The following is a 25917-nucleotide window of genomic DNA, read 5'->3' as shown; positions in this document are numbered from 1 at the left end:
ATTATTTGAAGTATTTTACACCAGATGTAAAAATTGGCATTTCTAGTTGTCCAGGAATATTTTTGCTAATGCCTGCACCACAGCGTTCGGAGTGTGCCATTTTGCCGAATACGCGACCATCAGGGCTATAAATACCTTCGATAGCGGCTACAGATTGATTTGGGTTGAAGCGACTATCCATGGAGGCAATACCATCAAAGTCTACATATTGTGTAGCGATTTGGCCGGTTTTATTGAACTCTAACACTTGTTGAGGGGAAGCAATAAATCGACCTTCGCCGTGGGAAATTGGTACCGTGTAAATTTCACCTGCCTTGGCATCGCTCATCCAAGGAGATTTAGTGGAAATAACTTTCGTGTTGACCATGCGAGACAAGTGACGACCAATCGTGTTGTATGTCAATGTAGGATGATCTTCGGTTAAGGTTTCAATGTGTCCACCAGGTAACAAGCCTAACTTGATGAGCGCTTGGAAGCCGTTACAAATACCTAATACAAGGCCATCTTGTTTGTACAAGAGGTTTTCTAAGCCTTCTGCAAGGTATGGATTGCGGAAGAGGGTAGCCATGAATTTACCAGAACCATCTGGCTCGTCACCAGCGCTGAAACCTCCTGGGAACATAAGAATTTGAGACTCGGCTAATTTAGCTTTGATTACGTCGATAGATTCTTTTAATTGTTCTGGAGTTTGGTTGCGGATGACTACGATATCTGTTTCTGCACCAGCTCGTTCGAAGGCGCGAGCAGAGTCAAATTCACAGTTTGTACCAGGGAATACTGGGATGAGAACTTTTGGTTTTGCACCTAAGGAGACACTGCGAGGCTTAGTATGTTGGTCGTGAATGTAAGCGACTGCTTCACCAAAGCCGTTTGGTGCGTGCATAGGGAAGATGTCGTTTAGAGGTGATTCGTAGGCAGTCTGTACCTCTTTAAGGGATACAGATTGACATTCCCACTCGATAACAGGTGCGGCTTGTGTTACACCGATTACTTTTACATCAGGCAACTCTAAAAGATAGTTAACAGCTGTAATATCTACTTCAACGATGAAGGAACCGAGAGCAGGTTGGAAGATACCACGTTCAGCGTATTTATCGAATTTAACACCGATATTATTGCCAAGCGCCATTTTTGTTACTGCTTCAGGAATGCCGCCTTGATCAACTACATAGGCGGAGTAAACGCGACCTTTTTCAATTTGTTCTTGTAGTGTATCGCAGTTTTCTTTGAATCGATCCCAGTCAGGAGTGTCATCGTATGTACGAGGTACATCAAAGAATACAAGGCGGTGATCTACGCCTTTAAGGTCTTGGCTCACGATATTATCTACATGAGCTGTACCAACCGCAAAGGATACGAGGGTAGGCGGAACCGTAAGGTCCATAAATGTACCGCTCATAGAGTCTTTGCCGCCGATAGCGCCGATTTCAAGTTCTTTTTGTGCCTTATAAGCACCGAGAAGTGCAGCTACTGGTTTACCCCAAGATTCTTTAGAGTTGAGGCGTTCGAAATATTCTTGTAATGTTAAGTATGCATCTTCACGGCGACCGCCAAGAGCTACTAATTTTGCTACAGATAAAAGCACTGCATATTGTGCACCATGATAAGGGCTCCATGCAGATAACTCGGGTACAAAGCCATGAGTCATGATGCTAGCCGTTGTAGTTTCACCGTTTAGAACAGGTAATTTAGCCACCATGCCTTGGGTAGGCGTTTTTTGGAACTTACCACCGAATGGCATGAGCACCGTATTAGCACCCACAGTGCTGTCAAAGCGTTCTGCTAAGCCTTGTTGGGAGGCTGCATTTAAATCGGATACAGCTGCGAGCCATTTTTCTTTGAAGTTATCTGCACTAGCAGAACCGCGTAAGAAGTAGGAGCGATCTGCTGGAGCTTTTACGATAGCTTCTTGTTGTTGGCTAGCACCATTTGTATTTAAAAAGTCGCGGCTAATATCTACAATTGTTTTGCCATTCCAGTTCATAACAAGGCGATTTGTATCAGTTACCTTAGCTACAACTGTGCATTCCAAGTTTTCTTCGTCGCAGTATGCTTTGAACGCTTCTACATCAGAAGCGGCGATGACACAGGCCATGCGCTCTTGTGATTCAGAAATGGCTAACTCTGTACCGTCGAGGCCAGCGTATTTTTTAGGAACTAAGTCAAGATTGATTGATAAACCGTCAGTTAATTCACCGATGGCGACAGATACACCGCCTGCGCCGAAGTCATTACAACGTTTGATAAGTGTCGTTACTTCGCCACGACGGAATAAACGTTGAATTTTTCGTTCTGTGAGGGCGTTGCCTTTTTGAACCTCTGCACCGCATGTGGATAGAGAATCAACGGTATGTTCTTTAGAGGAACCTGTAGCGCCGCCACAGCCATCACGACCAGTTTTACCGCCCAGTAATACTACAACATCACCGGCAGTCGGCTCTTCGCGGCGAACTTGGTTGCGAGGTGCGGCACCGATAACAGCACCAATTTCCATGCGTTTCGCTACGTAGCCAGGATGGTAATATTCTTTTACTTCACCTGTAGCAAGGCCAATTTGGTTGCCGTAAGAGGAATAGCCACGAGCCGCTTCTTGGGTGATTTTTTTTTGTGGTAGTTTTCCTTCTAACGTATCTTCAAGGCTTGTATGTGGATTGCCAGAGCCTGTGATGCGCATAGCTTGGTATACGTAAGCGCGGCCACTCAATGGGTCGCGAATACAGCCACCTAAACAGGTAGCTGCGCCACCAAATGGTTCGATTTCGGTAGGGTGGTTATGGGTTTCGTTTTTGAACAATAACAACCATTCTTCGGTTTTGCCGTTTACATCGACAGGTACGATGATGGTACATGCATTGATTTCATCGGATTCATCGAGATTTGTTAGACCGCCAGCGTGGCGTAATTCTTTTACAGCCAATGTAGCCATGTCCATGAGGGAGCGAGCTTTTTTCTTAGTCTTGTAGATCTCGGTACGGCCATCCATATATTCTTCGAGGGCTTCCTTTATAGAGCCTGTGAAGCGACTGTCTTCAATAGTGATATCCGTCAATTCCGTCATAAAGGTAGTGTGACGGCAGTGGTCAGACCAATATGTATCGAAGAGGCGAATTTCTGTAATCGTAGGATCGCGGTGTTCTATCTCTGCGTATTGTTGTCTAATCATTTGAAGGTCTGCTAATGTCATAGCAAGACCGTAGTTCTTGATGAGCGCTTCTAAATCAGCATCGCTCATCGTAGTAAAGCCATCAATTGTTGCTACTGGCTTTGGATCTTCTAAATCGAGAGCTAATGTATTTGGTATATCAAGGCTCGCTTCGCGGGAATCAACAGGGTTAATGTAGTATGCTTTGATGGCATTTTCCTGTTCTTTGGTGAAAGTACCTTCGATAGCGTATACGCGAGCGCAACGTACGATGTGGCCAGATGTAAGGGTGAGCATGGAAATACATTGCTCTGCACTGTCAGCACGTTGGTCGTATTGACCTGGCACATATTCAACAGCGAATATAAAGCCTTGAACACTTGGGATTTCTTCTAATACTGTATCTACAGGAGGTTCAGAGAAAATTAGATTTTTTGCAGACTCTAAATTTTTTGCATCTAAATGTTCGATGTCGTATCGTTCATAGATAGTTACACTTGTAGCAGGCATAGATAATTCCTGTTGTAAGGTATGTAACATGCGTTGTGCTTCTTGGTTGAAAGATTCTCGTTTTGTTACGAATAATCGTTGTATAGCCATTGTAGCCTCCTGTAATGTATATAATTCCCTATGGGATATTGACAAATTAAGTATAGTCGGTCTAGACTTATAAGTAAAGATAATCTTACTAATAAAAAGATTAGAAGTACTAATGAATATGAAAGCTTCATGAAGGTCATAAGACCTAACTTTCATGAAGCTTTCTACATATTCATTATATATTGAGAGTCTATAGTTATAATAGAGTAATGATATGTATATTTAAAAGTAAGACGTTACTATTAGTATATAACAGAGGTGAATAAAATGGCAGTATCTGCAGATTTATATAGAACCTTTTTAGGGGTAGGCTTATATTTATCCTTTTCTCGTGCCGCAAAAGAATTAGGCGTGTCCCAATCCGCCATTAGTCAGAGTATTAAACAATTAGAAGGGGAACTTAATATGCCTCTCTTCGTGCGTACTACAAAATCTGTAGGGTTCACGCCAGAAGGCAAAGAATTGTTTGATACGGTAGCTAAAGCTTTCTCCATTCTTGATAATGGTGTTACCCAATTACAAGAACGCGTTAGCCAAGCTTATGAAAGTTTAAATTTGGCTGCCACAGATACTTTGTGTCGTCATTTCTTATTGCCTTATTTCCATAAATGGCAATTACAAGAAAGTGAAATTGGATTACATATCATCAATCGCCCGTCTCCTGATTGTGTAGAATTGGTACTCAATAAAGAGGCTCAATTAGCCGTGGTTAATGATTATGAGGGATTGAGAGATAATCCTCAGTTAGAGGTAACTACGCTAGCTACAATTCAAGACGTCTTTGTTGGCGGTCCTGACTATAAAGGGGCGGGCTTCTTTGATCAAGGGCGCCTTCTTAACGAGCCTATCTTGCTTTTGCATAAAGGCTCTGCTAGTCGTACATTCTTTGACGATGTGACTCATGGCGCTTGTCGTAAGCCTCGCTTTGAATTGGGCAGCGTCGATGTATTACTAGATCTTGTAGAAATCAATATGGGTATTTCCATGTTGCCTAATCATGTGGTGCAACAAAAAATGCAAGAAGGGACGATTGTGCGCATTGATACAGATATTCCGGTACCAACACGGGACATTGTGCTTGTGCGCTCACGCTTGGTTCCTCAATCTGAAGGAGCTGCGAGATTTACTTCCTTGCTAGTTAATCGTGAAAGTACTCGAGATAAAATTTTATAAGAAAAAGACATGTTTAAAGACATACTTTAGGAAACTTGCTTAAAGTGTGTCTTTTTATATATTAGTGTAAGTTTTGCCGTGCTATATTATGTTCTTATAAAGCAGTTGAGTTATATTTCATATACGAAATATTTAAGTCATATTGGCAATGATATTTATGGGTTGTATTATAAGACTTTTACTAGATATAGGTTGACCCTAAGGGGTTGTTTACGTTAAAATTTAAAGATAGTTATGCGGAGGTATGAGCACATGGAATTATTAAAAGAACGCATTCGTGAAGAGGGGATTGTCCTCAATAATCGGGTGCTGAAAGTAGATGGTTTCTTAAACCATCAAATCGATCCACAATTGTTTAAGGCGATTGGTAAAGAGATTGCGGATCGTTACCGTGATGCAGGTGTACAACGTATTGTTACCATCGAAGCATCTGGTATTGCGTTGGCGTTGATGGCCGCGCTTGAACTGGACGTGCCATTGGTATTTGCGCGTAAGAAAAAATCCATCCTTATGGTAGATGATGTATATCATAGTGTTGTGTACTCTTATACAAAAGAAGAGAATTATGATATCACTATTTCTAAAAAATTCTTGCCAGCTGGTGAAAAAGTGTTGATTATTGATGACTTCTTGGCATCTGGCGAGGCTGCTATGGGCCTTGCTAAATTGGTTCAAGACGCAGGTGATGAAGTGGTAGGAATGGCGATTGCTATCGAAAAATCCTTCCAACCTGGTCGTGAACGCCTCGAAAATGCGGGCTACCGTGTAGAGTCTTTAGTTCGCATTAAAGAATTCAAAGATAATGGTTGTGTGTTTATCGAAGACTAATTAGTCTGATTATTGTTTGAGGGAATTATGAATAAAAAAGCAGAAAAATTCGACTTACTCGTTGCTGATCTTAACAAAGGCGGCAACACTTGGTTTACTAAGGAAGAAATGACAGACGATCTTAATACAGTTGTATATCATGGCCGTTTGGATGTTCATGATTATAGCCTACCTGTGTTCATCGTTGTAGACGACTCCGCGTTCACTTATGCACGCATTGCTATCACAACAACATCTATTGATGAAAAAGTGATTTCTACCGTGTTGAAAGAGCTTAACACGTTAAATCAAGATTATAAAGTGTCAAAATATTATGTGAGCGTTGAAGACAATAATATTTATATGGATGTGTCTATGCCATGTTTAAATGAACAATTTGATCCTACCGTAGTAGTAAATCTTTTGCTCGAAGTAATTCAACCGCATTTAGATGCTGTACATAAAGACATTCTTAAAGTAGCTGGTTTAGCTTAATAGAGGTTGTTATGAATCCTAAATCCTTATTATTTGATAAGTTCTTGAAAGAAGAAGAGATCATATCTTTTGAACGCAAGGATTTTGATGATGAAGACGGTACAGTAGTATATCGTTCTTATATCAAATCCCCATTATGGGATATGCCTTTGTTTGTCATTCTCGATAACAGTATTTATAGCGTAATTCGTTTGGTGTTGGGGCCTGAAAAGGTAACGGCACAAAACATGAACGCTTTGAATGCCTTAATCAATCGGGATAATGCGACGTATAAAAATTACAAACTATATATTGATGAACAAGATTCTAGCCTATACTTGGATTGTGTATATATGTGTGGTGATGATGCGTTCGAGCCGGCATTGATGTATGCGTTGATGTCTTCTATTGTAGATTATATTCCTGAATCTGTAGGTGAATTGAAAGCTGCCTTTGAAAGCGGTACTCACTAATCAATAATAGATACAAGTTAAGTGGTCTAATGTTCGGAATTATGAAAAGCGGATAACCTGTTTTTAACCGGGTTATCCGCTTTTTTATATGGATAAGAAAAACCATACAAATACTTTGATTGATAGAATAAATTTATGCTGTTATAAGATTGCAAAGACAGTATTCTATTTTGCAGATTTATTTAAGCTTAATTTATATGATGCAATCTACCTCTTTATAATGGTTCGGGATATAACGAATAATAAAAATATTTAATAAAAAAATATTCGAAAATAGTATTGATTTTGTAAATGTTAGGTGTTACAATTTGAGTACAAGAAGGAGGTAGCACCGTGAACTATGCAAATCAACAAACTCAAAGCAAGTCTACGGAGGCTATTTGCGCGTATTTGTCCCAGTCTGTTTCGGCTGGGCTTTTTTATTAGGAGGATCTATGAAGGTCGGTATTATCATGGGCAGCAAGTCTGACCTAGACACAATGAAAAAAGCATCTGCCGTACTTGATGAATTTAACATTCCCTATGAAATGGTTATTGCCTCAGCTCATCGTACCCCAGAGGCTGTAAAGAATTTTGTTACACGACTTGAAGATGAAGGGGCTATCGCTTTTATCGCTGGTGCTGGGGCAGCAGCTCATCTACCCGGTGTGGTGGCGAGCTTCACTACACTACCAGTTATCGGTATCCCACTTAATGCAACCGCATTAAAAGGCATTGATTCTCTACTTGCTATTGTACAAATGCCATCTGGCATGCCTGTAGCAACAATGGCTGTAGACGGCGCTAAAAATGCGGCGCTCTTTGCAATACAAATTGGGGCAGCTTTCAATAAAGACCTGAAAGAGCAATATCAACAATATCGTAAAGATATGGCAGAGAAAGTCTTAGCAGACAATGCAGAACTACAAGGTGCTATTCAAATATAATCATCTAAATCATCGCTGATTAAATATTGGTTAAGAAAAACCGTTTATTTAGATATCTATTACATAGTTTGTATCATTAATTACGATAAAGGAGAAAGATCATGGCTAACATCGATTTGGAAAAATTAACATTATTATACGAAGGCAAAGCAAAACAAGTATATGAAACTGGTAATAAAGATGCGTATATTGTTCATTATAAAGATGATGCTACTGCATTTAATGGTGAAAAACATGATACCATTCTTGGAAAAGGTGTTTTGAACAATAAAATTTCCTCTTTCTTCTTTGAATTGTTGAAAAAAGAGGGGATACCTACTCACTTTATTCGTCGTGAAGATGATCGTAATCAATTGGTTCTGACTTTGGATATCATTCCTTTAGAAGTTATTGTGCGTAATATTGCGGCTGGCTCTATGGCTAAACGTTTTGGCATTGAAGAAGGAACTCCACTTAAACATCCAATACTTGAGTTCTGCTATAAAAACGATGAATTAGGCGATCCGTTTGCCAACGAATCCCAAATTACTGCACTTGGTTGGGCCACTCAAGAGCAACTTGACGTAATCTCTACTATTACTTTAAAGGTAAACGATATTTTAAAAAAATTCTTGGCTACTAAAAACGTAACTCTTGTAGATTTTAAATTAGAATTTGGCACTCATAAAGGTGAGGTATTATTAGGTGATGAAATCTCTCCTGATACATGTCGTTTCTGGGATGCTACAACTGGTGAAAAACTCGACAAAGACCGTTTCCGTCGAGATCTTGGTAATATTGAAGAAGCGTATAAGGAAATGTTATTCCGTCTTACTGGCGAGCGTGCCTAATAGGGGGGGAAGATGAACTACGATCCTGTTTTTGATAAATGGCATGAAGAGTGTGGTGTGTTTGGTGTCTATGATAGAACCGTTGATGTAGCACGCTATGTATATTGGGGGCTATTTGCACTCCAACATCGTGGTCAAGAAAGTGCGGGCATTGCTGTTACTGATGGGCACGATGTAGAACTGAAAAAAGGCATGGGCTTGTTGACTGAAGCTATTAAAGAATTACCAGCATTGCCAAGCTATATGGGGACTGGACATGTGCGGTACTCTACGACAGGGTCTAATAATCCGCGCAATATTCAGCCTTTGGTTATTCACTACCAAGGTGGTCAAATTGCGGTGGCTCACAATGGTAATTTAACGAATGCCTTATCTATTCGAAAACGCCTCGAAGCCGATGGATCGATCTTTCAAACGACGATGGATTCTGAGGTTATTGTAAACCTGATTGCCCGCTCTAAAGCAGAAACACAAGCGGAACGAATTGCCGATGCGGCGCGTCAAATTGAAGGGGCTTTCTCTCTAGTCATTACTACGAATGACTCTTTAGTAGGTGTACGTGACCCTCAAGGCTTTAGACCGCTTTGCTTAGGCAAAACAGAAAACGGTTATGTTCTCTCTAGTGAAAGTTGTGCTTTTGATGCGATTAAGGCAGAGTTTATTCGCCATATAGATCATGGTGAAATGGTTATCATCGATGACTCTGGTGTGCGTAGTACTATTTATGCGGACCCAGAAAAAATCGATAAAAAGCTTTGCGTCTTTGAATATATTTATTTTGCACGCGGCGATAGTCATATCGATGGTCAATCCGTATATCAATCTCGTCTCAATATGGGGCGCGAACTATATAACGAAACTAAGTATGATGCGGATATCGTCATGTCCATTCCAGATTCAGGTACAACGGCTGCATTAGGTTATGCTCGTGCATCGGGGATTCCTTTTGCGGAAGGGTTAGTTAAGAACCGTTATAGCGGTCGTACTTTTATTAAACCAAATCAAGAGGAACGAGAACTAGCTGTCCGTATGAAGCTAAATGCATTGCCACATATTGTTGGGGGCAAGCGTATCGTTCTCATCGATGACTCTATCGTGCGCGGTACTACGAGTGGTATCATTGTAAAAATGCTAAAAGAGGCGGGTGCTAAAGAGATATACATGTGTATTAGCTCTCCGACCATTGAATACTCCTGTCACTATGGCATCGATACATCGGTGCGTAAAGAGCTTATAGCAGCTACTCATACAGTGGATGAAATTAAAGATTTCATAAAGGCTGATAGATTACATTACTTGTCTCGTGAAGGTTTATGTCGCGCTATATCCGATGTAAAGTCAGATGATTTATGTTTTGCATGTTTTAATGGTGATTATAGCGTAGCGGTTCCTGCGGACCAAGAGGAAGGGGTCAAATATGTGCTCGAATAAAACTAGTTTAACCTATCGCGATGCAGGTGTTGATATCGATGCAGGCAACCGCGCCGTAGAATTGATGAAAGAATCTGTTAAACGCACTTATACACCGGGTGTTGTTGGTGATTTAGGTGGCTTTGGGGGACTCTATTCCTTAGCTGGTCATTCTATGTCAGACCCTATGCTCGTATCTGGTACCGATGGGGTAGGCACCAAATTGCGCCTCGCTATTATGATGAATAAACATGATACTATCGGCCAAGACTGCGTAGCTATGAGTGTTAATGATATCCTCGTACAAGGGGCTACGCCTTTATTTTTCCTCGATTATATTGCGGTTGGCAAACTAGAACCTGTAAAAGTGGCAGATATCGTACGCGGTGTGGCTGAGGCTTGTGAAGAATCTGGCTGTGCCTTACTAGGGGGTGAAACTGCTGAGATGGCAGGCTTCTACGATGATGAGGATTATGATGTGGCAGGCTTTGCCGTTGGCATCGTAGACCGTCCTAAATTGATTACTGGTGAAAGTATTAAGGGTGGCGATGTTATTCTTGGTTTACCTTCTTCTGGGGTTCACTCTAACGGTTTCTCTTTAGTTCGTAAAATTGTATTCGATCATAAAGGGTTCTCCATTGATCAAAATATTCCTGAATTCGGCAAAACACTTGGAGAAGAATTATTAATACCAACGCGCTTATACCCTAAGGCCGTTTTGCCTTTGATTAAAGAAAATCTAATTAAAGGTATGGTTCATATTACGGGAGGGGGCTTCTATGAAAATATTCCTCGCGTCTTACCGACGGGAGTAACGGCAGAGGTCGATTGTGACACATGGCCTCGCCTTCCTGTATTCGAAAAACTACAAGAATGGGGTAATGTAGATTGGCATGAAATGTACCGTACTTTTAACATGGGGATTGGCATGATTCTCATAGTGGATGCTGCGGATGTGGATCGAGTAAAGGTAAATCTTGAAAGTCGTAATGAAGCGGTTTATGAAATTGGTCATATCGTTAGCGGTGAAGGTCCAGTTGTTATAAAAGGGGCGGTATTTAATGACTAGTTCCGTAGCTAAAAAGCGTCTAGCTCTATTCGCAAGCGGTAGAGGTTCCAATGGGGAAGCCCTCTATGAAGCCATGCAAGAAGGGTATATTAATGGTAAATTCGTAGTTATCATTACAGATCACGGTGATGCAGGTATCGTTGAACGTTCTAAATTTTGGAATATTCCACTCATTGTCATCGAACGTAGCGACTATGATTCTAAAACTAGCTTTGAACAAGCCCAGTTAGATGCGTTAGAGCCCTATAAGGTAGACGGTATCGTTTTAGCAGGGTATATGCGCATTGTAGGAACTCAACTTATTGAACGGTATGAGCATAAGATACTAAATATTCATCCTGCTCTGCTACCATCGTTTCCAGGTCTTCATGGACACCAACAAGCCATCGATGCAGGCGTAAAAATAACAGGATGTACAGTACACTTTGTTGATGCCGGAATGGATACAGGTCCTATTATCATGCAGAATACGGTGATTCTATTACCAGACGATACGGAAGATACTTTGAGTGATAGATTATTACCTATAGAACATAAAACATATAAAGAGGCGTTACGACTATTTTGTGAGGATAAGCTCACTATAAAAGGTCGTACGGTTTATATTGAAGATTGATATGTGTAAGCAAATGGAGAGGTTACATGATTAAAAATGCACTGCTTAGTGTTTCTGATAAAACGGGTATTGTAGATTTTGCAAAAGGTTTAGTTGACTTAGGTGTAACCATTTATTCTACAGGTGGTACGCTTAAGGCGATTACCGATGCGGGCGTTTCTGCAAATGCTGTAGAGTCTTTGACAGGTTTTCCAGAAATGATGGATGGCCGAGTAAAAACTTTACATCCTAACGTGCATGGTGGTATTTTGGCTATCCGTGATAATGCGGAGCATAAACAAGCTATGGCAGAACATGGTATCGAACCAATCGACCTTGTTGTTGTCAATCTTTACCCATTCCGTGAAACCATTGCAAAACCTAATGTGTCCCTAGAAGAGGCCATTGAAAATATCGATATTGGTGGTCCTACGATGGTTCGTTCTGCAGCAAAAAATCATGCGTACGTAGGCATCGTAGTAAATCCAAATCATTACGATGAAATCTTGGAGATGCTCAAAGACCAAGGAGAATTGACTAAGGAATATCGCTTTGGTCTTGCCAAAGAAGCCTTTGCTCATACAGCGGCTTACGATGTGGCTATCGCTAATTATATGAGTGGAATCTTGCATGAAGGTCCTACACCTCCTGAGTATTTGAGCGCTTATGAAAAGGTAACAAATCTTAGATATGGCGAAAATCCGCATCAACAAGCAGCGTTCTACAAAGAAATTGGTACAGCTCATGGCATGGGGGCTTTGAAACAACTACATGGCAAAGAGCTTTCCTATAACAATATTGTAGACATGGAAGCGGCATGGAATATGGTATGGGAGTTTACTAATCCAGCTGCATGTATAATTAAGCATACGAACCCATGTGGTGCCGCTACTGCATCTACATTACATGATGCCTATGTAAATGCGTACGAAGCTGATTCCGTATCTGCCTTTGGTGGCATCGTAGCCTTAAATCGTGAAGTAGATGCAAGCACAGCGGAGGAAATGAGCAAAATTTTCTTAGAAGTTATTATGGCGCCAGCTTTCACAAAAGAAGCATTAGAAATCCTTGAAGCAAAGAAAAATATTCGCCTCATCGAGCTATCTAAGCCGGAATCTGGCCAAGTGACAGTGAAAAAGGTGTCTGGTGGTTTATTAGTGCAAACAGAAGACGATCTCGTAGAAGACTGCGCCAATTATAAAGTTGTTACGAAGGTACAACCGACAGAGGAACAATGGAAAGCCCTTGAATTTGCATGGAAACTTGTAAAACATGTAAAGTCCAATGCTATTTTGATTTCTAATGAAAAGCGTACTCTTGGAGTTGGGGCCGGTCAGATGAATCGCGTAGGCTCTGCAAAAATTGCCCTTGAACAAGCCGGGGAAGCCGCAAAAGGTGCTGTTTTGGCATCCGATGCATTCTTCCCCTTTGGCGATACCGTAGAAACAGCGGCAAAACATGGCATTGCAGCTATTATTCAACCAGGTGGCTCTATTCGCGATGAAGAATCCATCAAAGCGGCTGACGAAGCGGGCATTGCCATGGTATTTACAAATATTCGTCACTTTAAACATTAATTGGTTAAGAACTTTTAGCGGATTGTTAAACACTATCAGGGTAAAATATCTATTGTACGGTCAAGAATTATTGATGCTTGGCATGGGGTCCCGTTATGTGTTTATATTATTATGAACTTGATGGCGTTTAGGCGCCGATGGAGGACTTATGAAAGTATGTGTAATCGGTAACGGCGGCCGCGAACATGCATTGGCGTGGCGATTGTTCATCAGCCCTAGCGTAACAAAGGTATACGCTATTCCTGGCAGCGCGGCCATGTCAGATTGTGCAGAGCTAGTTGGTATCGATTGGCAACAAAGCGATCATTTGATTAGCTTTTTGAAAGAGAATCAAGTTGATTTAGTTGTTGTTGGGCCTGAGGCTCCTTTGGTAGCAGGTTTAGCAGATGTACTCAATAAGGTGGGTATTCCTATTTTTGGTCCATCCAAAGCCGCCGCTCAATTAGAGGGCTCAAAGGTGTTTGCCAAGGATCTCATGAAAAAATACAATATTCCCACTGCTACGTATGGTGTATTCCACAAGGTAGATGAAGCGAAAACTTTTATCGCTCAAACAGGAGCTCCTATAGTTGTTAAAGCTGACGGTTTGGCGGCAGGGAAGGGTGTTGTAGTAGCCATGACCGTCGACGAAGCGAATGCAGCTGTGGAAGATATGCTCAGCGGTAATCGATTCGGTGATGCAGGCAGCACCGTTGTTATCGAAGAGTTTATGGAAGGGGAAGAGGCTAGTTTATTAGCCTTTGTAGATGGCAAGACCGTTGTTCCCATGATTGCCTCTCAAGATCATAAACGCATCTTTGATGGGGATAAAGGGCCTAATACTGGTGGCATGGGGACCTATGCACCGGCACCAGTTCTTACGGATGCATTGCGGGACGAAGCGATGAAAACTATCTTGGAGCCTATGGTAGCGGCTATGGAAAAGGAAGGTATGCCGTATGTGGGCTGCCTCTACGCTGGGCTTATGATTACTGACGAAGGTCCTAAGGTGGTAGAGTTCAATGCACGATTTGGAGACCCTGAAACGCAAGTTGTATTGCCTCTACTAGATAGTGATTTAGGTCAAATCATGATGGCCTGTGCTACGGGCACATTAACAGCTGATATGGTGAAATGGAAAGACTCCTCGGCGGCCTGCGTTATTCTTGCTTCTAAGGGTTATCCTGAAACTTCATCAAAGGGCGATGTCATCAGTGGGGATATTAAACAATATGACACAACCATCGTATTCCACTCTGGTACAAAGCTTGTTGGTGAAAACTATGTCACTAATGGCGGTCGTGTGCTCGGTGTTGTCGGTCTTGGCAAAGACCTTAGAACTGCACTTGATAGAGCCTATGGACGTATAGAGTATATCGACTTTGAAGGCATGCAATATCGTACAGATATTGGGGCGAAGGCTTTCAAATAAAGTAACAACATTTTAAATATAATGAAAACCTCTACATTCATGCATAACGCATGCGGTGTAGAGGTTTTTATTTTCTACCTTTTAATGGTTACCTATGATATAATAAATTAGATATAAAGAGGGCCCATCGACGTGTGATGGCGTTAGGCTCATCTCAAAAATTTGGAAACTTATTGATGACGCCTGACGTGTAGAAGCAAATCTTCTGCACGTTAGGTGTTTTTACTATAGTCTATTTTATTTCTTAATAGCGATATACAACTATGATATATAATAAAGAACCGTTAGAACTGAATAGTCCGGTAGCCTTTTGGCTGAATTTCCCCAATGAAGAACGCGTATTCTGGGTGGATCGTCAAAGTGACCGCATCGTTGTAGGTGCTAAACGTCTGGCGACGGTCAAAGATGATGAAGACCGCCATAATTACGCTTACGTGTTTTATGGGGATACTTTTTTTGAGACCTCCAAGGACCAGAAATGGGCTGGCATGGGCCATGAAATGATTGCTTTCACCCATTACTACATCGTAGAAAATGGGGAATCCTTCTACTTGCACGCTGGTGAAAGTGTCCCTATTACAGATTTCGAGGTGCCTCGAGTTTGTCATAACTACAAGGAAACCAGTGATGATAAGGCTGCTTGGGATAGTTTGATGAATGCTATCGCTGACGGCATTAGCAGTGGGGAAATGACAAAGGTCGTTTCTTCTCGAGAGGTGCAGTTCATTAGCGAAACACCATACAATGTGGCGAGTATTTTGGCAAATTTGGTAGATAATAATCCAAATTGCTTTATCTTTGGTTACGAAAAGGAGGGACGTACCTTTGTGGGCGCATCGCCAGAGATTCTAGTTCGCCATCGAGGTAGTGAAATTCTCAGTTATGCCTTGGCGGGGACAGCTCCTAAACATGGACCAAATGCGTGGACTAAGGAACAACTGTTAACAGATAGGAAAAATCTTTTTGAACATAATATCGTCCGTGATCGTATTGTGGATATCATGAAATTTATTACTCCGGAGATTACCATAGGTGAAACGGGTATCATGGAGCTGGCTCATCTCTATCACTTGCGCACCATTATTACCGCAAAGGATAGCACAAAATCCCTCGTGGAATGGGCAAAGTTGCTACATCCTACACCAGCTCTCGGCGGTGAACCGCGAGAAAAGGCGTTGGCATTGCTACAAAAGTACGAAGCTCATGAGCGTGGTATGTATGCAGCACCTTTTGGCTTTATGAAGGACATGGGGGACGGCATCGTCGTCGTGGCTATTCGATCTGCACTCATCATGAATAATGTTCTTTATGCCTATGCTGGATGTGGCGTCGTAGCCGACTCTGATGCGGATGAAGAATATGCAGAAACTAATAATAAAATGCGCACCATTTTGGATGCGTTATAATAAATTTCCAAACCCTTAGAAGTTTTTGAAAGGGAATATAATGAACGAATATATTGCTGCCTTGGTAGATGAGTTCTACCAACTCGGCGCCCGACATGCAGTGTTTAGCCCAGGCTCTCGTTCTACCACGATGGCTATGCTTTTCACGGAGTATGAAGGTTTTGAAACATATATGAATATAGATGAGCGCTCTGCTAGCTTTATGGCGCTTGGCATTGCAAAGGCTCATATAGAACCAACTGTACTAGTTTGTACATCTGGTTCGGCAGTGGCTCATTATTTGCCCGCTATTTTAGAGGCTCAATATAGTGGGGTACCTCTTATCGTATTGTCTGCTGATCGACCTCATACCTTGTTGCATGTAGGGGCTCCACAGACAGTAGATCAACAAAAGATTTTTGGTACAGCCGTAAACTATTACGAAGAATTAGCGGTGCCGCAAGAGGACCATTACTACACATATCCACGCCAAGTAGCTCGCAAGGCGTATATGAAAGCTATGGACATCAAAAAGGGGCCAGTGCATATCAATGTACCCCTCTTTGAGCCATTAGTGCCTGAACTAGATTGTAAGCACTTTGAAGCGGGACGTAGCCCTTACAAAGTATTTAAACCTAATTACGGTGATGTATTTAGCTATCAGAATAGAAGTAATAATACAAGTAATCCAAGTAACGTAAGTAAAGCAAGTAACGTAAGCTATACTAAAAATACTACTGATAATACCCCTAATAACTCTAATAACTCTAATCCATTGCTTGCGCAATATAAGAAAGTTTTTATTTTAGCTGGTCCACAAATCGATGTAAACGAAGTTGAATCTATTCACTCCTTTGCGGAGAACTTACAAGCTCCTATCTTGGCGGATCCATTGTCCAATGTAAGACGCTGGCATAAGACTGATGTTATTGATGATAATCATGAATTTAATATCAATCGTAGCAACGATACAGATATGACTCAGAAAAAACAATTTTCTGATGTTGTGATTTCAACGTATGATGCATTTTTAGCGGATAAAGAGTTATGGCCTGTACTAAAGCCGGATTGCGTGATTCAGTTTGGCCAAATGGTTGTGTCTAAACGCGTGCAACAGATGGTGGCAAGTTGGGATAATGTGGAGTATATAGAGATAAATCCTACAATGGACTCCATGAATCCAACGGGGAAAACCACCATACACATGCAAGCAAGCATCGATATGTTTACGCATTTGTACGCTGTAAAGAACGAATCTAATGCATATCTTAATAGATGGCAAAGTTTAGAAGTAGCTGGCAAAGCTCAACTAAGTACAGCCATAGAAGAACCAAGTTGTTTTGAAGGTCGCACGATACGCGAGTTACAACAGCATATTCCTGACAATAGCCAAGTGCTAGTGGCGAATAGTATGACCATTCGCGACTTTGATTATTTCTGGTTCTCTGGTGAATCCGATACCGTTCTTTACGGTAATCGTGGTGTTAATGGTATCGATGGTACTGTTTCAACTGCACTAGGTCTTGCCACAAATGGTCAGCCTACATATCTCGTAACGGGAGATTTGTCTTTATTCCATGATCTAAACGGCTTAGCGGTCGCTAAAACGCACAATCTAAATTTGACGATTATTTTGCATAATAACGATGGAGGCGGTATTTTTGAATACTTACCGCAAAAGGGGACGAAGCATTTTGATTACTTGTTCTCTACAGAACAAGGGTTAGACTATAGTGGGGTAGCTAACCTATATGGTTGTGACTATACTAAACTATCTAGACCTGATGAATTTGTCGATGTATTAACTAAGGCTAATCAAGAAAAAGGTGTTCATATTATTGAAATTCCAACGAGCCGAGAAGGTAGTCGTGAATTACACAAAAAATATACGGCTATTTCTATTGATGTGGAGGTGTTATAATGAGCCAATATGCTTGTAGTATTATAGATAACTCCATATACAATCCTGCTCTTCGCATGTATGTTGATCTTGGTGAGTATCGCTATGGATTGACCATTGCTGGCAAGGGGAAGTCGCTCGTGTGTCTGCACGGATTTTCCGAGTCGGGATATACTTGGGATGGCATCGTTGTACCAGGGTATCAAATGATTCGTGTCGATACACTGGGGCATGGTGATTCAGATATTCCAGAGAATGAGAAGCCTTTTTCCATTCCTGTCATGCTCAATGATTTGCATACGGTTATTTCTGCTGTCGCTGGTGAAAGGTATTCTCTCATGGGATACTCCATGGGGGCCCGTTTAGCCTTGCTATATGCTCTTGAGTATAGTTCTGAAATTGAAAGACTCATTTTAGAAAGTGGTTCTATTGGTATTAAATCAGAGGTAGAACGACAAGCGCGTAAAATAGCTGATGAACAATTGGCTCAAGCTATAGAAGATAATGATGGAGAATGGTTTGCCGCTAAATGGGCGGATATATCTATTTTTGAAAGCCAGCGTCAACTTTCACCAGTTGTACAAGATAAATTATTCCAACGTCGAGCCCATAATAGCCCCTATGCATTAGCTGCTACATTGCGTGGCTCGGGGCAAGGTGTCATGCCGTATGTAGGTCATCGATTAGCAGAATTATCTATGCCATGTATATATATTAGTGGCGCACTTGATACAAAATATACTACAATAGGAGAAGAATTGTTTACTAATGTACTGAACTGCGAACATGTCATCGTCAATGGGGCGGGACATAATGTACATTTAGAAAAGCCGGGCCCGTTTATGATGGCCTTAACAGATTTTTTATATAAAGAAAGGTAACATCCATGAGCAAATTTGATTGGAAAGTATTGGATCGTAATTATGAAGATGTAATTTACGAAACATATAATGGCATTGCAAAGATTACTATTAACCGTCCAGAAGTGCGCAACGCATTCCGTCCTAAAACGGTAATGGAGTTAATTGATGCTTTCACAGTAGCTCGTGAAGATAACGAAGTAGGCGTAATCGTATTGACTGGTGCTAACCATGGAAAAGGCGAAGATAAAGAAGCGTTCTGCTCCGGCGGTGACCAAAGTGTACGTGGTCACGGTGGTTATGTAGGTGACGACAATGTACCTCGCTTGAACGTTCTCGATTTACAACGCTTGATTCGCGTTATTCCAAAACCTGTTATCGCTATGGTTAATGGTTATGCTATCGGTGGCGGTCATGTGTTGCACATCGTATGTGACCTTACAATCGCTTCTGAAAATGCTAAATTCGGTCAAACTGGTCCACGCGTAGGCTCCTTCGACGCTGGTTATGGTGCAGGTTACTTGGCTCGCATGATCGGTCACAAACGCGCTCGCGAAGTTTGGTTCTTGTGCCGTCAATACACTGCAGCTCAAGCTTATGAAATGGGCATGGTTAATACTGTGGTACCATTCGATAAATTAGAAGAAGAAACAGTTCAATGGTGTAGCGAAATCCTTGAATTATCCCCAATGGCATTGCGCATGTTGAAAGGCTCCTTCAATGCGGATACAGATGGTCTTGCAGGTTTACAACAATTCGCAGGGGACGCTACATTGATGTACTACACAATCGATGAAGCAAAAGAAGGTCGCGACGCGTTCAAGGAAAAACGCAAACCTAACTTCAAACAATTCCCTAAATTCCCTTAATAGGGAGTCGATACAGTCCTATATTACGGATTATATTAACTGTTAAAATGACAAGTGCGCCTCTACATGAGGCGCCTTTCTTGTAATATCTCTTTACTTATCATATTTCAATTATTACATTTTAGTAATTACTTACTTTTTAGTTGTTACTTACTATTTATTATTTATTTATTGCTTATTACTTATTACTTATTGGTAGTTAGTGATTACTTATTAGTGATTAGATCTAGATACGAGGTGAAACGATGGAGTGGTTACGTCATGGTGCACAGCACTATCCTGATCGCATATGTATAAATGAATATACCTATAACGATATATACCGTGGCGTACTCCATGTAGCTCGTAATTTAGCGCCTTTAGAAGTCTCTCGAGTAGCTATCTTATCCGATAACTCTGTGACCATGGCAATGTATGTGTTGGCGGCTATACTAGTTCATAAAGAGGTACTTCTACTCAATGTACATCTTAAGCCAAACGAAATAGCGAACCAATTGGATCAATTAGGTGTTACCGTCGTACTACATAGTAAAGAACGACGTAGCCAATTGCCTGATGCAGTTGAAATTCAAGTATCAAATTTAGTTGCTCCTATAGTATCAGATTCTGTTGAAAATCAGTTATCTCATTCCGTTGGTTCGGAGGCTGCTAATTTAATTGTTACAATTGAGTTTGAAACTTTAGAAAGTGTTCTATCGGATTTAGCGGTCAAGGATTCCTTTGATTGGACCTTTGCGGACGCAGACATAGCTGCTATCATGAATACGAGCGCTACTACGGGGCAATTTAAGTCTGTACCGCTTCGATGGGGGCAAATTAAAGCTCATGTACAAGCTTCCCAAGAGGTACTAGGGAAAACAGAGCAGGATAATTGGCTAATGGTACTGCCTCTGTTTCATGTGAGTGGTTTATCTATCTTGATGAGGTCTCTTTATAATGGAACGGCTGTCACTATTTTGCCTAAATATGATGAAGCTCAAGTTCTCAAACTTATAGAATCTGAGAATATTAATATGATGTCTTTAGTGCCTACCATTCTGACTCAATTAGAGCCACATATTACACATCATAAGTTACGCGTTATCTTGCTCGGTGGAGAGTTCATTCCGATGGCACTAATCGATGCTTGTGAAAAGAAATCGCTGCCTATCTTTAAGACCTACGGCATGACGGAAACCTTTAGTCAAAGCGTTACCTTTTCCGTATTGGATTATCCTGATAAACGAGAATCTGTAGGTAAGCCATTGCCTAGTATGCAGGTTCGCATCGATAACCCTGATGCGGATGGAATAGGCGAAATTCATTTGACGGGCCCGATGGTTATGACTGGTTACATAAATAAGGAACCTATCGATGGAGACTTTAATACAGATGATATTGGTTACATCGATGAGGACGGCTTTGTTTATATTTTGAATCGTCGTAAGGACCTCATCATTTCTGGGGGTGAAAATATTTACCCTAAGGAACTAGAGAATTTAGTGTATATATTACCAGCAGTGAAAGAATGTGCGGTTGTTCCTGTACCGGATGATAAATGGGGGCAAGTGCCAGCGCTCTTTGTGGCCTTTCATGATGGTAAAAGCATGACTACAGATGACATTATAGACTTTATGGCTAATTCTTTAGCAAAATATAAGGTTCCAAAATATGTAAAAGTATTAACCGCATTGCCTCGAAATGGAACAGGAAAAATATTGCGTAATGAACTGAAATTAGAAAATTGAGGCGCCTATGAATGATATTTTAAATTTTAAAAGTATAACTACATATCGCCTTAAATTGCCGCTGAACTTTAACTTCAAGACCGCCAAGGGGGAGGTAAAAGAGCGGGAAACCATCGTAATCCGTATCGAGGATCAACAAGGTTATTTAGGGTATGGGGAATGCGTAGCTTTCACAGAGCCATTCTATACATTTGAGACCGTAGAAACCTGTTGGAAAACCTTAGTAGATGATTATATCTTTAACCTGCGCTTGATGCGGCCTAAACCGCTCATGACCTATGTACGACAATTACAGTTTTGGCTCAATCGAGATAATATGCCTATGGCCATTGCGGCTCTAGAAAATGCACTTATTCATCTTCATTGTGAACGGATAGGTGTAAACTCTGTTTCCTACATTATGGATCAACCTTTACGAGAGACAATTGAAAGTGGTGTCGTCGTTGGTGATGTGCCAATAGAGCAATTACTTGATGTTGTAGCGCATCATGTAATAAATGGTTGTAAGCGGATTAAATTAAAGGTAAATCCTATAGATGGTCATGAACGCGTAGCTTTAGTTCGCAAACATTATCCGGATTTAGTCTTAGCGGCTGATGCAAATCGAAGCTATTCATATCAAGAAATAGATAAGGTCCGTCAGTATGATGATTTAGGTCTAGCTTGTATTGAAGAGCCCTTTGCGATGGCAAACCTTCAATCTTATAAAGATTGGAAGTGGGAGCGTCTTAATCATGGTGATTGGAAAATCTATACGCCAATTTGTTTGGATGAGTCCATTTTAGGATATGATGATTTATCCTATGCTATCGAATATGGTTTGATTGATGTGCTTAATATAAAAGTAGGGCGCATGGGGGGGCTTATTCCAACAAAAGCGGCTATTAATCTATGTAGAGAACGTCATATTCCATATTGGATTGGTAGCATGGTAGAGTCAGGAGTTTCTAAAATGCTTCATGTCCAGCTAGCCGCATTAGGAGATTCCTATATGGCCGGGGATTTATCCGATTCAAATCGATATTTTGGACAAGATCTTATTTTCCCAGATTTAACATTTAAAGATGGTGTTATGCATGTTCCCGATGGAGATGGACTAGGTGTAACAGTCTTTGATGATAGACTAGAGGCGTATTGTGTGGAGAAACGAACACTATGAATTTAATTGAATCCTTACAAATTGATGTACCTCGTATGACGAGTGATAACACATGTATTGCAAAAATGAATTTAAATGAGTTTCACAAACAACCACAAGGCTATTTAAACGGTGGTGCTACATTAGCTTTTGCAGAAGTTATTGCAGGTATGATGAGTAATGAACTGGTAGGTTCTCATAAATTTGGTGTAGGACAATCTGTAACTGCTAACCATCTACGACCTGTAAAGTGTGAAGGATCCTTAACAGCGTTAGGAACTTTACTAGTAAAAAGTAAGACATCCCATGTGTGGCGCTTTGATATGATAGATGATGCACAACGCCTTATCTCACAAGTGACTGTAACCTTGGCTATTGTAGATTTTGATAGATAAAATCTCATTTTTAATGGATTTAGTTATATTTGCTAATTAAGTTATGTATAATTTCGTCCTACATGAGAACTTACGATTGTTAAGATCCTAGGATAATAAAAGGACAGTATATACTTTTCAGTAGATACTGTCCTTTGTTGGTTTTACAATGTAAATGGCTCATCTAGAAAAACGACATAGCTCTTTTTTTACGTTTTCTAAGATCTGCAATTTAAAATGTTAGAAAAGACAAAGATATTTATTTTCTAGTAATAGTATATAGGTCCTCGATATCAGGAATATCGTAAATTACCCATGTTCCATCTCCTAAATGACGCATCAAAACTCTTATATCTTTTGTCATATTCTTTTTATTATTTTGTATTGTTACAGTTACAGTAGCCGTATCACCATTATCTTCTGACTTTAGGTTTTTAACCTCTACATCATGTTCTTTAAATAGGCGACCTTCTACAAGACGATCTACCATAGACTTATTATCATCACGTATTGTAGTGGTATTATTGGTAGGTGATTCAGATTTAAAGCTGTCAGGATCTTCGATATATGTCCGTATTACGTCTTCGATAAGAGCTGGTCCAAATGTTTTGGTAGCTGCTATTGTAGCTTTACCAAGTGGGGTAGATGTATCGACATATTTACTGCCTTCTCGTTCTACAATGTTTTTTACAATGGATTTTATATCTACGTGGCGCAATGCTTCGTCTGCATCTTTATCTTGTACTGCTTGGTGAATGATTTTTAATGTGTAGGCTGGTGTATGTGGTACATACCATAAGAAGTACCATGCTGTGGCCATTGCTCCTACACTGGCTATGATAAGAGCGATAATAACACCTTTTGAATTGAACTTATTCACAGCGAATCCTTTCATGTTTCTATAGAGTCATTTTCATACTGAATATATACATATTGTAGCATATTGAGTAAAGAATAGGATGATTTCTAGTAAAGGTTATACCTAGTGAAGCTTATAGGGAAAATTGTACTATTGCGAAAACTGACGAATTATGACGATAAAGGGTGGATTCTTGTAATATATTATAGAGATACATTTATAAAAGCTATAAAATAACGATTATCAAATATAATCAATTATTTTAATAGATTTGTAATAATATTTCTTAAAAAAATAGTTGCATTGCTCTTAAATCCATGATATTATGTACAAGTAGTCAACGCGAGTTGATACGCGGCCCCGTGGTGTAGCGGTTAACATGTCGCCCTGTCACGGCGAAGATCGTCAGTTCAAATCTGATCGGGGTCGCCATTTTTTTTTACAAAAAATCATGCCTCGGTAGCTCAGTTGGTAGAGCAACGGACTGAAAATCCGTGTGTCGACAGTTCGATTCTGTCCTGAGGCACCATTTGTATTCCATGCGGTTGTGGTGGAATGGCAGACACGCCATCTTGAGGGGGTGGTGAGCGTACGCTCGTGAGGGTTCAAGTCCCTCCAACCGCACCATTTCTATTTACTGTTTAACAGATTGTAACGCATTATAACAAACTGCAACGCAAGCAGTAATTATCTAACAATTTAGAAAGGGAACAATAACAAATTGTAACGCATTGTAACGATAATTTGCCCCTCTAAACAATAAATATTTGCCCCTTTTATATGAGGGTTATAATAGCCACTGCAGATGATGCGGTGGCTTTAAGTTTTATGAAAGTTAAAAAATGAGAACTATGTTTAATAAAATATTGACAAATTAACAAATAAAGATTATAATTAACAAAACAGTTAATTATAATAAGACAAAGTTAATTGTTTGGGTTTTATAGGAGGAACAATGAAATGGCAACTACATATGGAAAGGTGCTTAGACGGATAAGGATAGATAGAGATGAGCTCTTAAAGAATATGGCTGAAAAATTAAAAATGACATCAGCATACTTGTCATCTATTGAAAACGGTAAGCGCCAAATACCTAACAATATGACGCGTAGCATTGTTGATATTTACGAATTAGATAAACATCAGATGGATGAATTATATAATGCGGAAGCGCATGTTAGAACAAATATAGACATTAATTTAGAAGAGGCATCTAGCTCACAAAAAGCAACGGTATTAGCATTGGCTAGACAGTTTGAGAATCTGACGGATGAACAACTAAAAGATATTCAAGTTATTTTAAACAAAGCAGGTGATTAGATATATGGCAGGTTTAGCTGTTGACCCACTTTCGATATATCAAATTAGGAAATTTTGCAAACGGTTGAAGACTTTGTTGAATATACCTTTTGATGATTATGTTGAAATAGTAAAAATTTTTGAACATACTCTAACAAGAGTTGGGGTAGAATTTGAAATAGCTACTATTGATGAGATGGGTACAAAGCATGGTGAAACGATACCTCAAGAAAATAAAGTTCGCATTCGTGAAGATGTATATGAGCGGGCTTGTGTAGGTTATGGGCGTGACCGCTTAACTATAGCTCATGAACTAGGTCATTTGCTCTTACATTCAATTGATAAAATAAAATTTGCTAGAGATGAAACAGCAATACCTGCATACAAGGATCCTGAATGGCAAGCTAATGCTTTTGCTGGAGAATTGTTAGCACCATATGAGTGCATACAAGGCATGACATTGGAAGATATATCATTAAAATATGGTGTAACTGAAAAAGCGGCAGCTGTGCAACGAAATAGAAAAAGATAGGAGGAATAATTTATGTACACAATAAAAAACAGCCACCTAGTGGTTGAAACAAGGGGCTGTAGCCAAAGTGTATAAGTTGCCGCTTATATACTTTGAATCTGAACGTAAATGGTCAGACTAATTAACTAAGTTATTTTATTTTAGCATTTACATGAGGGTTTTGCAATAGTCCCAGAAGGGAGGCCTTTATGTGGATATTCTGTAAAGAGTATACAAACCGTTGGGGCAAGCGAATGATTGCATCCGAATACGGATACACATGCTGGCGCTTTTGGGTGCCCGTGAAAAAGAAGAAATCCTCTAATTAATGTTAGAGGTATTAAGTTGGTAATGTATATATGCTGACTATATGCGTTCATTAACTTGATATGGGGACTTCTACATCTAGAGATGTGGAAGTCCTCTTTTAGTTGTACGTCGAATAGGCATGATTAAACCCCCAGTTAAACTGGGGGTCAGTAAAAATTCTTAGAGAAAAGGAAAGAAC

The 25917-nt window shown here is 40.3% G+C and carries 22 protein-coding genes and 3 tRNA genes; 23 read left to right on the top strand and 2 right to left on the bottom strand.

Annotated elements, in window-relative coordinates; all coding sequences use genetic code 11:
* Position 1 precedes the first annotated feature (1 nt).
* Positions 2-3742 (bottom strand): phosphoribosylformylglycinamidine synthase, encoded by a 3741-nt coding sequence (locus tag Q7O55_RS07880; RefSeq protein ID WP_303929609.1) that lies wholly within the window; start codon positions 3740-3742, stop codon positions 2-4.
* Between the two features lie 267 nt (positions 3743-4009).
* On the opposite strand from Q7O55_RS07880, the gene Q7O55_RS07875 reads away from it, so the two are divergent.
* The 18 genes from Q7O55_RS07875 (at position 4010) to Q7O55_RS07790 (ending at position 22761) form a co-directional block, all read left to right on the top strand.
* Positions 4010-4915, top strand: coding sequence for a LysR family transcriptional regulator (locus tag Q7O55_RS07875; protein WP_012863926.1), 906 nt, complete (start codon positions 4010-4012; stop codon positions 4913-4915).
* A 252-nt stretch (positions 4916-5167) separates the two neighbouring features.
* Complete coding sequence (locus Q7O55_RS07870) at positions 5168-5743, top strand: xanthine phosphoribosyltransferase (protein ID WP_004693737.1); 576 nt, start codon at positions 5168-5170, stop codon at positions 5741-5743.
* 27 nt (positions 5744-5770) lie between these two features.
* The gene (locus Q7O55_RS07865; protein WP_303929608.1) at positions 5771-6217 is read left to right on the top strand and encodes a hypothetical protein; all 447 of its coding nucleotides are present in this window, start codon (positions 5771-5773) and stop codon (positions 6215-6217) included.
* Between the two features lie 11 nt (positions 6218-6228).
* A complete protein-coding gene (locus Q7O55_RS07860; RefSeq protein WP_012863928.1) occupies positions 6229-6669 on the top strand; it encodes a hypothetical protein in 441 nt (146 codons plus the stop codon).
* 434 nt (positions 6670-7103) lie between these two features.
* Positions 7104-7595 carry a 5-(carboxyamino)imidazole ribonucleotide mutase gene (gene purE, locus Q7O55_RS07855; RefSeq protein ID WP_303929607.1) on the top strand — a complete coding sequence of 164 codons (492 nt, stop codon included), beginning with the start codon at positions 7104-7106 and terminating at the stop codon, positions 7593-7595.
* Between the two features lie 101 nt (positions 7596-7696).
* Positions 7697-8425, top strand: coding sequence for a phosphoribosylaminoimidazolesuccinocarboxamide synthase (gene purC, locus Q7O55_RS07850; RefSeq protein ID WP_303929606.1), 729 nt, complete (start codon positions 7697-7699; stop codon positions 8423-8425).
* Positions 8426-8437: 12 nt separating this feature from the next.
* Complete coding sequence (gene purF / locus Q7O55_RS07845; protein ID WP_303929605.1) at positions 8438-9856, top strand: amidophosphoribosyltransferase; 1419 nt, start codon at positions 8438-8440, stop codon at positions 9854-9856.
* Positions 9843-10904, top strand: coding sequence for a phosphoribosylformylglycinamidine cyclo-ligase (gene purM / locus Q7O55_RS07840; protein WP_303929604.1), 1062 nt, complete (start codon positions 9843-9845; stop codon positions 10902-10904). Before purF ends, purM begins: the two co-directional genes overlap by 14 nt.
* Positions 10897-11520 (top strand): phosphoribosylglycinamide formyltransferase, encoded by a 624-nt coding sequence (gene purN, locus Q7O55_RS07835; protein ID WP_303929603.1) that lies wholly within the window; start codon positions 10897-10899, stop codon positions 11518-11520. The genes purM and purN overlap by 8 nt, the downstream gene beginning before the upstream one ends.
* A 26-nt stretch (positions 11521-11546) precedes the next feature.
* Complete coding sequence (gene purH, locus Q7O55_RS07830) at positions 11547-13076, top strand: bifunctional phosphoribosylaminoimidazolecarboxamide formyltransferase/IMP cyclohydrolase (protein ID WP_303929602.1); 1530 nt, start codon at positions 11547-11549, stop codon at positions 13074-13076.
* A gap of 148 nt (positions 13077-13224) precedes the next feature.
* On the top strand, positions 13225-14487 hold the full coding sequence (purD, locus tag Q7O55_RS07825) for a phosphoribosylamine--glycine ligase (protein WP_303929601.1): 1263 nt from the start codon (positions 13225-13227) through the stop codon (positions 14485-14487).
* 263 nt (positions 14488-14750) lie between these two features.
* Positions 14751-15893 (top strand): isochorismate synthase, encoded by a 1143-nt coding sequence (locus tag Q7O55_RS07820; protein WP_303929600.1) that lies wholly within the window; start codon positions 14751-14753, stop codon positions 15891-15893.
* A gap of 40 nt (positions 15894-15933) precedes the next feature.
* A complete protein-coding gene (menD, locus tag Q7O55_RS07815) occupies positions 15934-17793 on the top strand; it encodes a 2-succinyl-5-enolpyruvyl-6-hydroxy-3-cyclohexene-1-carboxylic-acid synthase (protein WP_303929599.1) in 1860 nt (619 codons plus the stop codon).
* Positions 17793-18653, top strand: coding sequence for a 2-succinyl-6-hydroxy-2,4-cyclohexadiene-1-carboxylate synthase (gene menH / locus Q7O55_RS07810; protein ID WP_303929598.1), 861 nt, complete (start codon positions 17793-17795; stop codon positions 18651-18653). The genes menD and menH overlap by 1 nt, the downstream gene beginning before the upstream one ends.
* 5 nt (positions 18654-18658) lie before the next feature.
* Positions 18659-19501 carry a 1,4-dihydroxy-2-naphthoyl-CoA synthase gene (gene menB / locus Q7O55_RS07805; protein ID WP_288187435.1) on the top strand — a complete coding sequence of 281 codons (843 nt, stop codon included), beginning with the start codon at positions 18659-18661 and terminating at the stop codon, positions 19499-19501.
* Positions 19502-19746: 245 nt separating this feature from the next.
* On the top strand, positions 19747-21228 hold the full coding sequence (menE, locus tag Q7O55_RS07800; RefSeq protein ID WP_303929597.1) for an o-succinylbenzoate--CoA ligase: 1482 nt from the start codon (positions 19747-19749) through the stop codon (positions 21226-21228).
* Positions 21229-21235: 7 nt separating this feature from the next.
* Entirely contained in the window at positions 21236-22387 is a 1152-nt protein-coding gene (gene menC / locus Q7O55_RS07795; RefSeq protein ID WP_303929596.1) for an o-succinylbenzoate synthase, read from the top strand.
* Positions 22384-22761, top strand: coding sequence for a PaaI family thioesterase (locus Q7O55_RS07790; RefSeq protein WP_303929594.1), 378 nt, complete (start codon positions 22384-22386; stop codon positions 22759-22761). Before menC ends, Q7O55_RS07790 begins: the two co-directional genes overlap by 4 nt.
* A gap of 238 nt (positions 22762-22999) precedes the next feature.
* Here the strand turns inward: Q7O55_RS07790 and Q7O55_RS07785 are convergent, their stop codons facing one another.
* Positions 23000-23635, bottom strand: a complete 636-nt coding sequence (locus tag Q7O55_RS07785) for a hypothetical protein (protein ID WP_303929593.1) — start codon at positions 23633-23635, stop codon at positions 23000-23002.
* 320 nt (positions 23636-23955) lie between these two features.
* Between Q7O55_RS07785 and Q7O55_RS07780 the strand changes: the two genes are divergently transcribed.
* The 5 genes from Q7O55_RS07780 (at position 23956) to Q7O55_RS07760 (ending at position 25430) form a co-directional block, all read left to right on the top strand.
* A tRNA-Asp gene (locus Q7O55_RS07780) sits at positions 23956-24031 on the top strand.
* A 21-nt stretch (positions 24032-24052) separates the two neighbouring features.
* Positions 24053-24128 (top strand) — tRNA-Phe (locus Q7O55_RS07775).
* Positions 24129-24140: 12 nt separating this feature from the next.
* Positions 24141-24226 (top strand) — tRNA-Leu (locus Q7O55_RS07770).
* A gap of 333 nt (positions 24227-24559) precedes the next feature.
* Positions 24560-24919: a helix-turn-helix transcriptional regulator gene (locus Q7O55_RS07765; protein ID WP_302010378.1), complete on the top strand. Its 360-nt coding sequence runs from the start codon at positions 24560-24562 to the stop codon at positions 24917-24919.
* Positions 24920-24923: 4 nt separating this feature from the next.
* Positions 24924-25430: an ImmA/IrrE family metallo-endopeptidase gene (locus tag Q7O55_RS07760; RefSeq protein ID WP_302010379.1), complete on the top strand. Its 507-nt coding sequence runs from the start codon at positions 24924-24926 to the stop codon at positions 25428-25430.
* Positions 25431-25917: the final 487 nt, after the last annotated feature.

This window comes from Veillonella parvula (assembly GCF_945949885.1).
Classification (GTDB): Bacteria; Bacillota; Negativicutes; order Veillonellales; family Veillonellaceae; genus Veillonella; species Veillonella parvula_B.
Note: the sequence above shows the minus strand (reverse complement) of the source record. Positions and strands in the feature narration are given on the sequence as shown.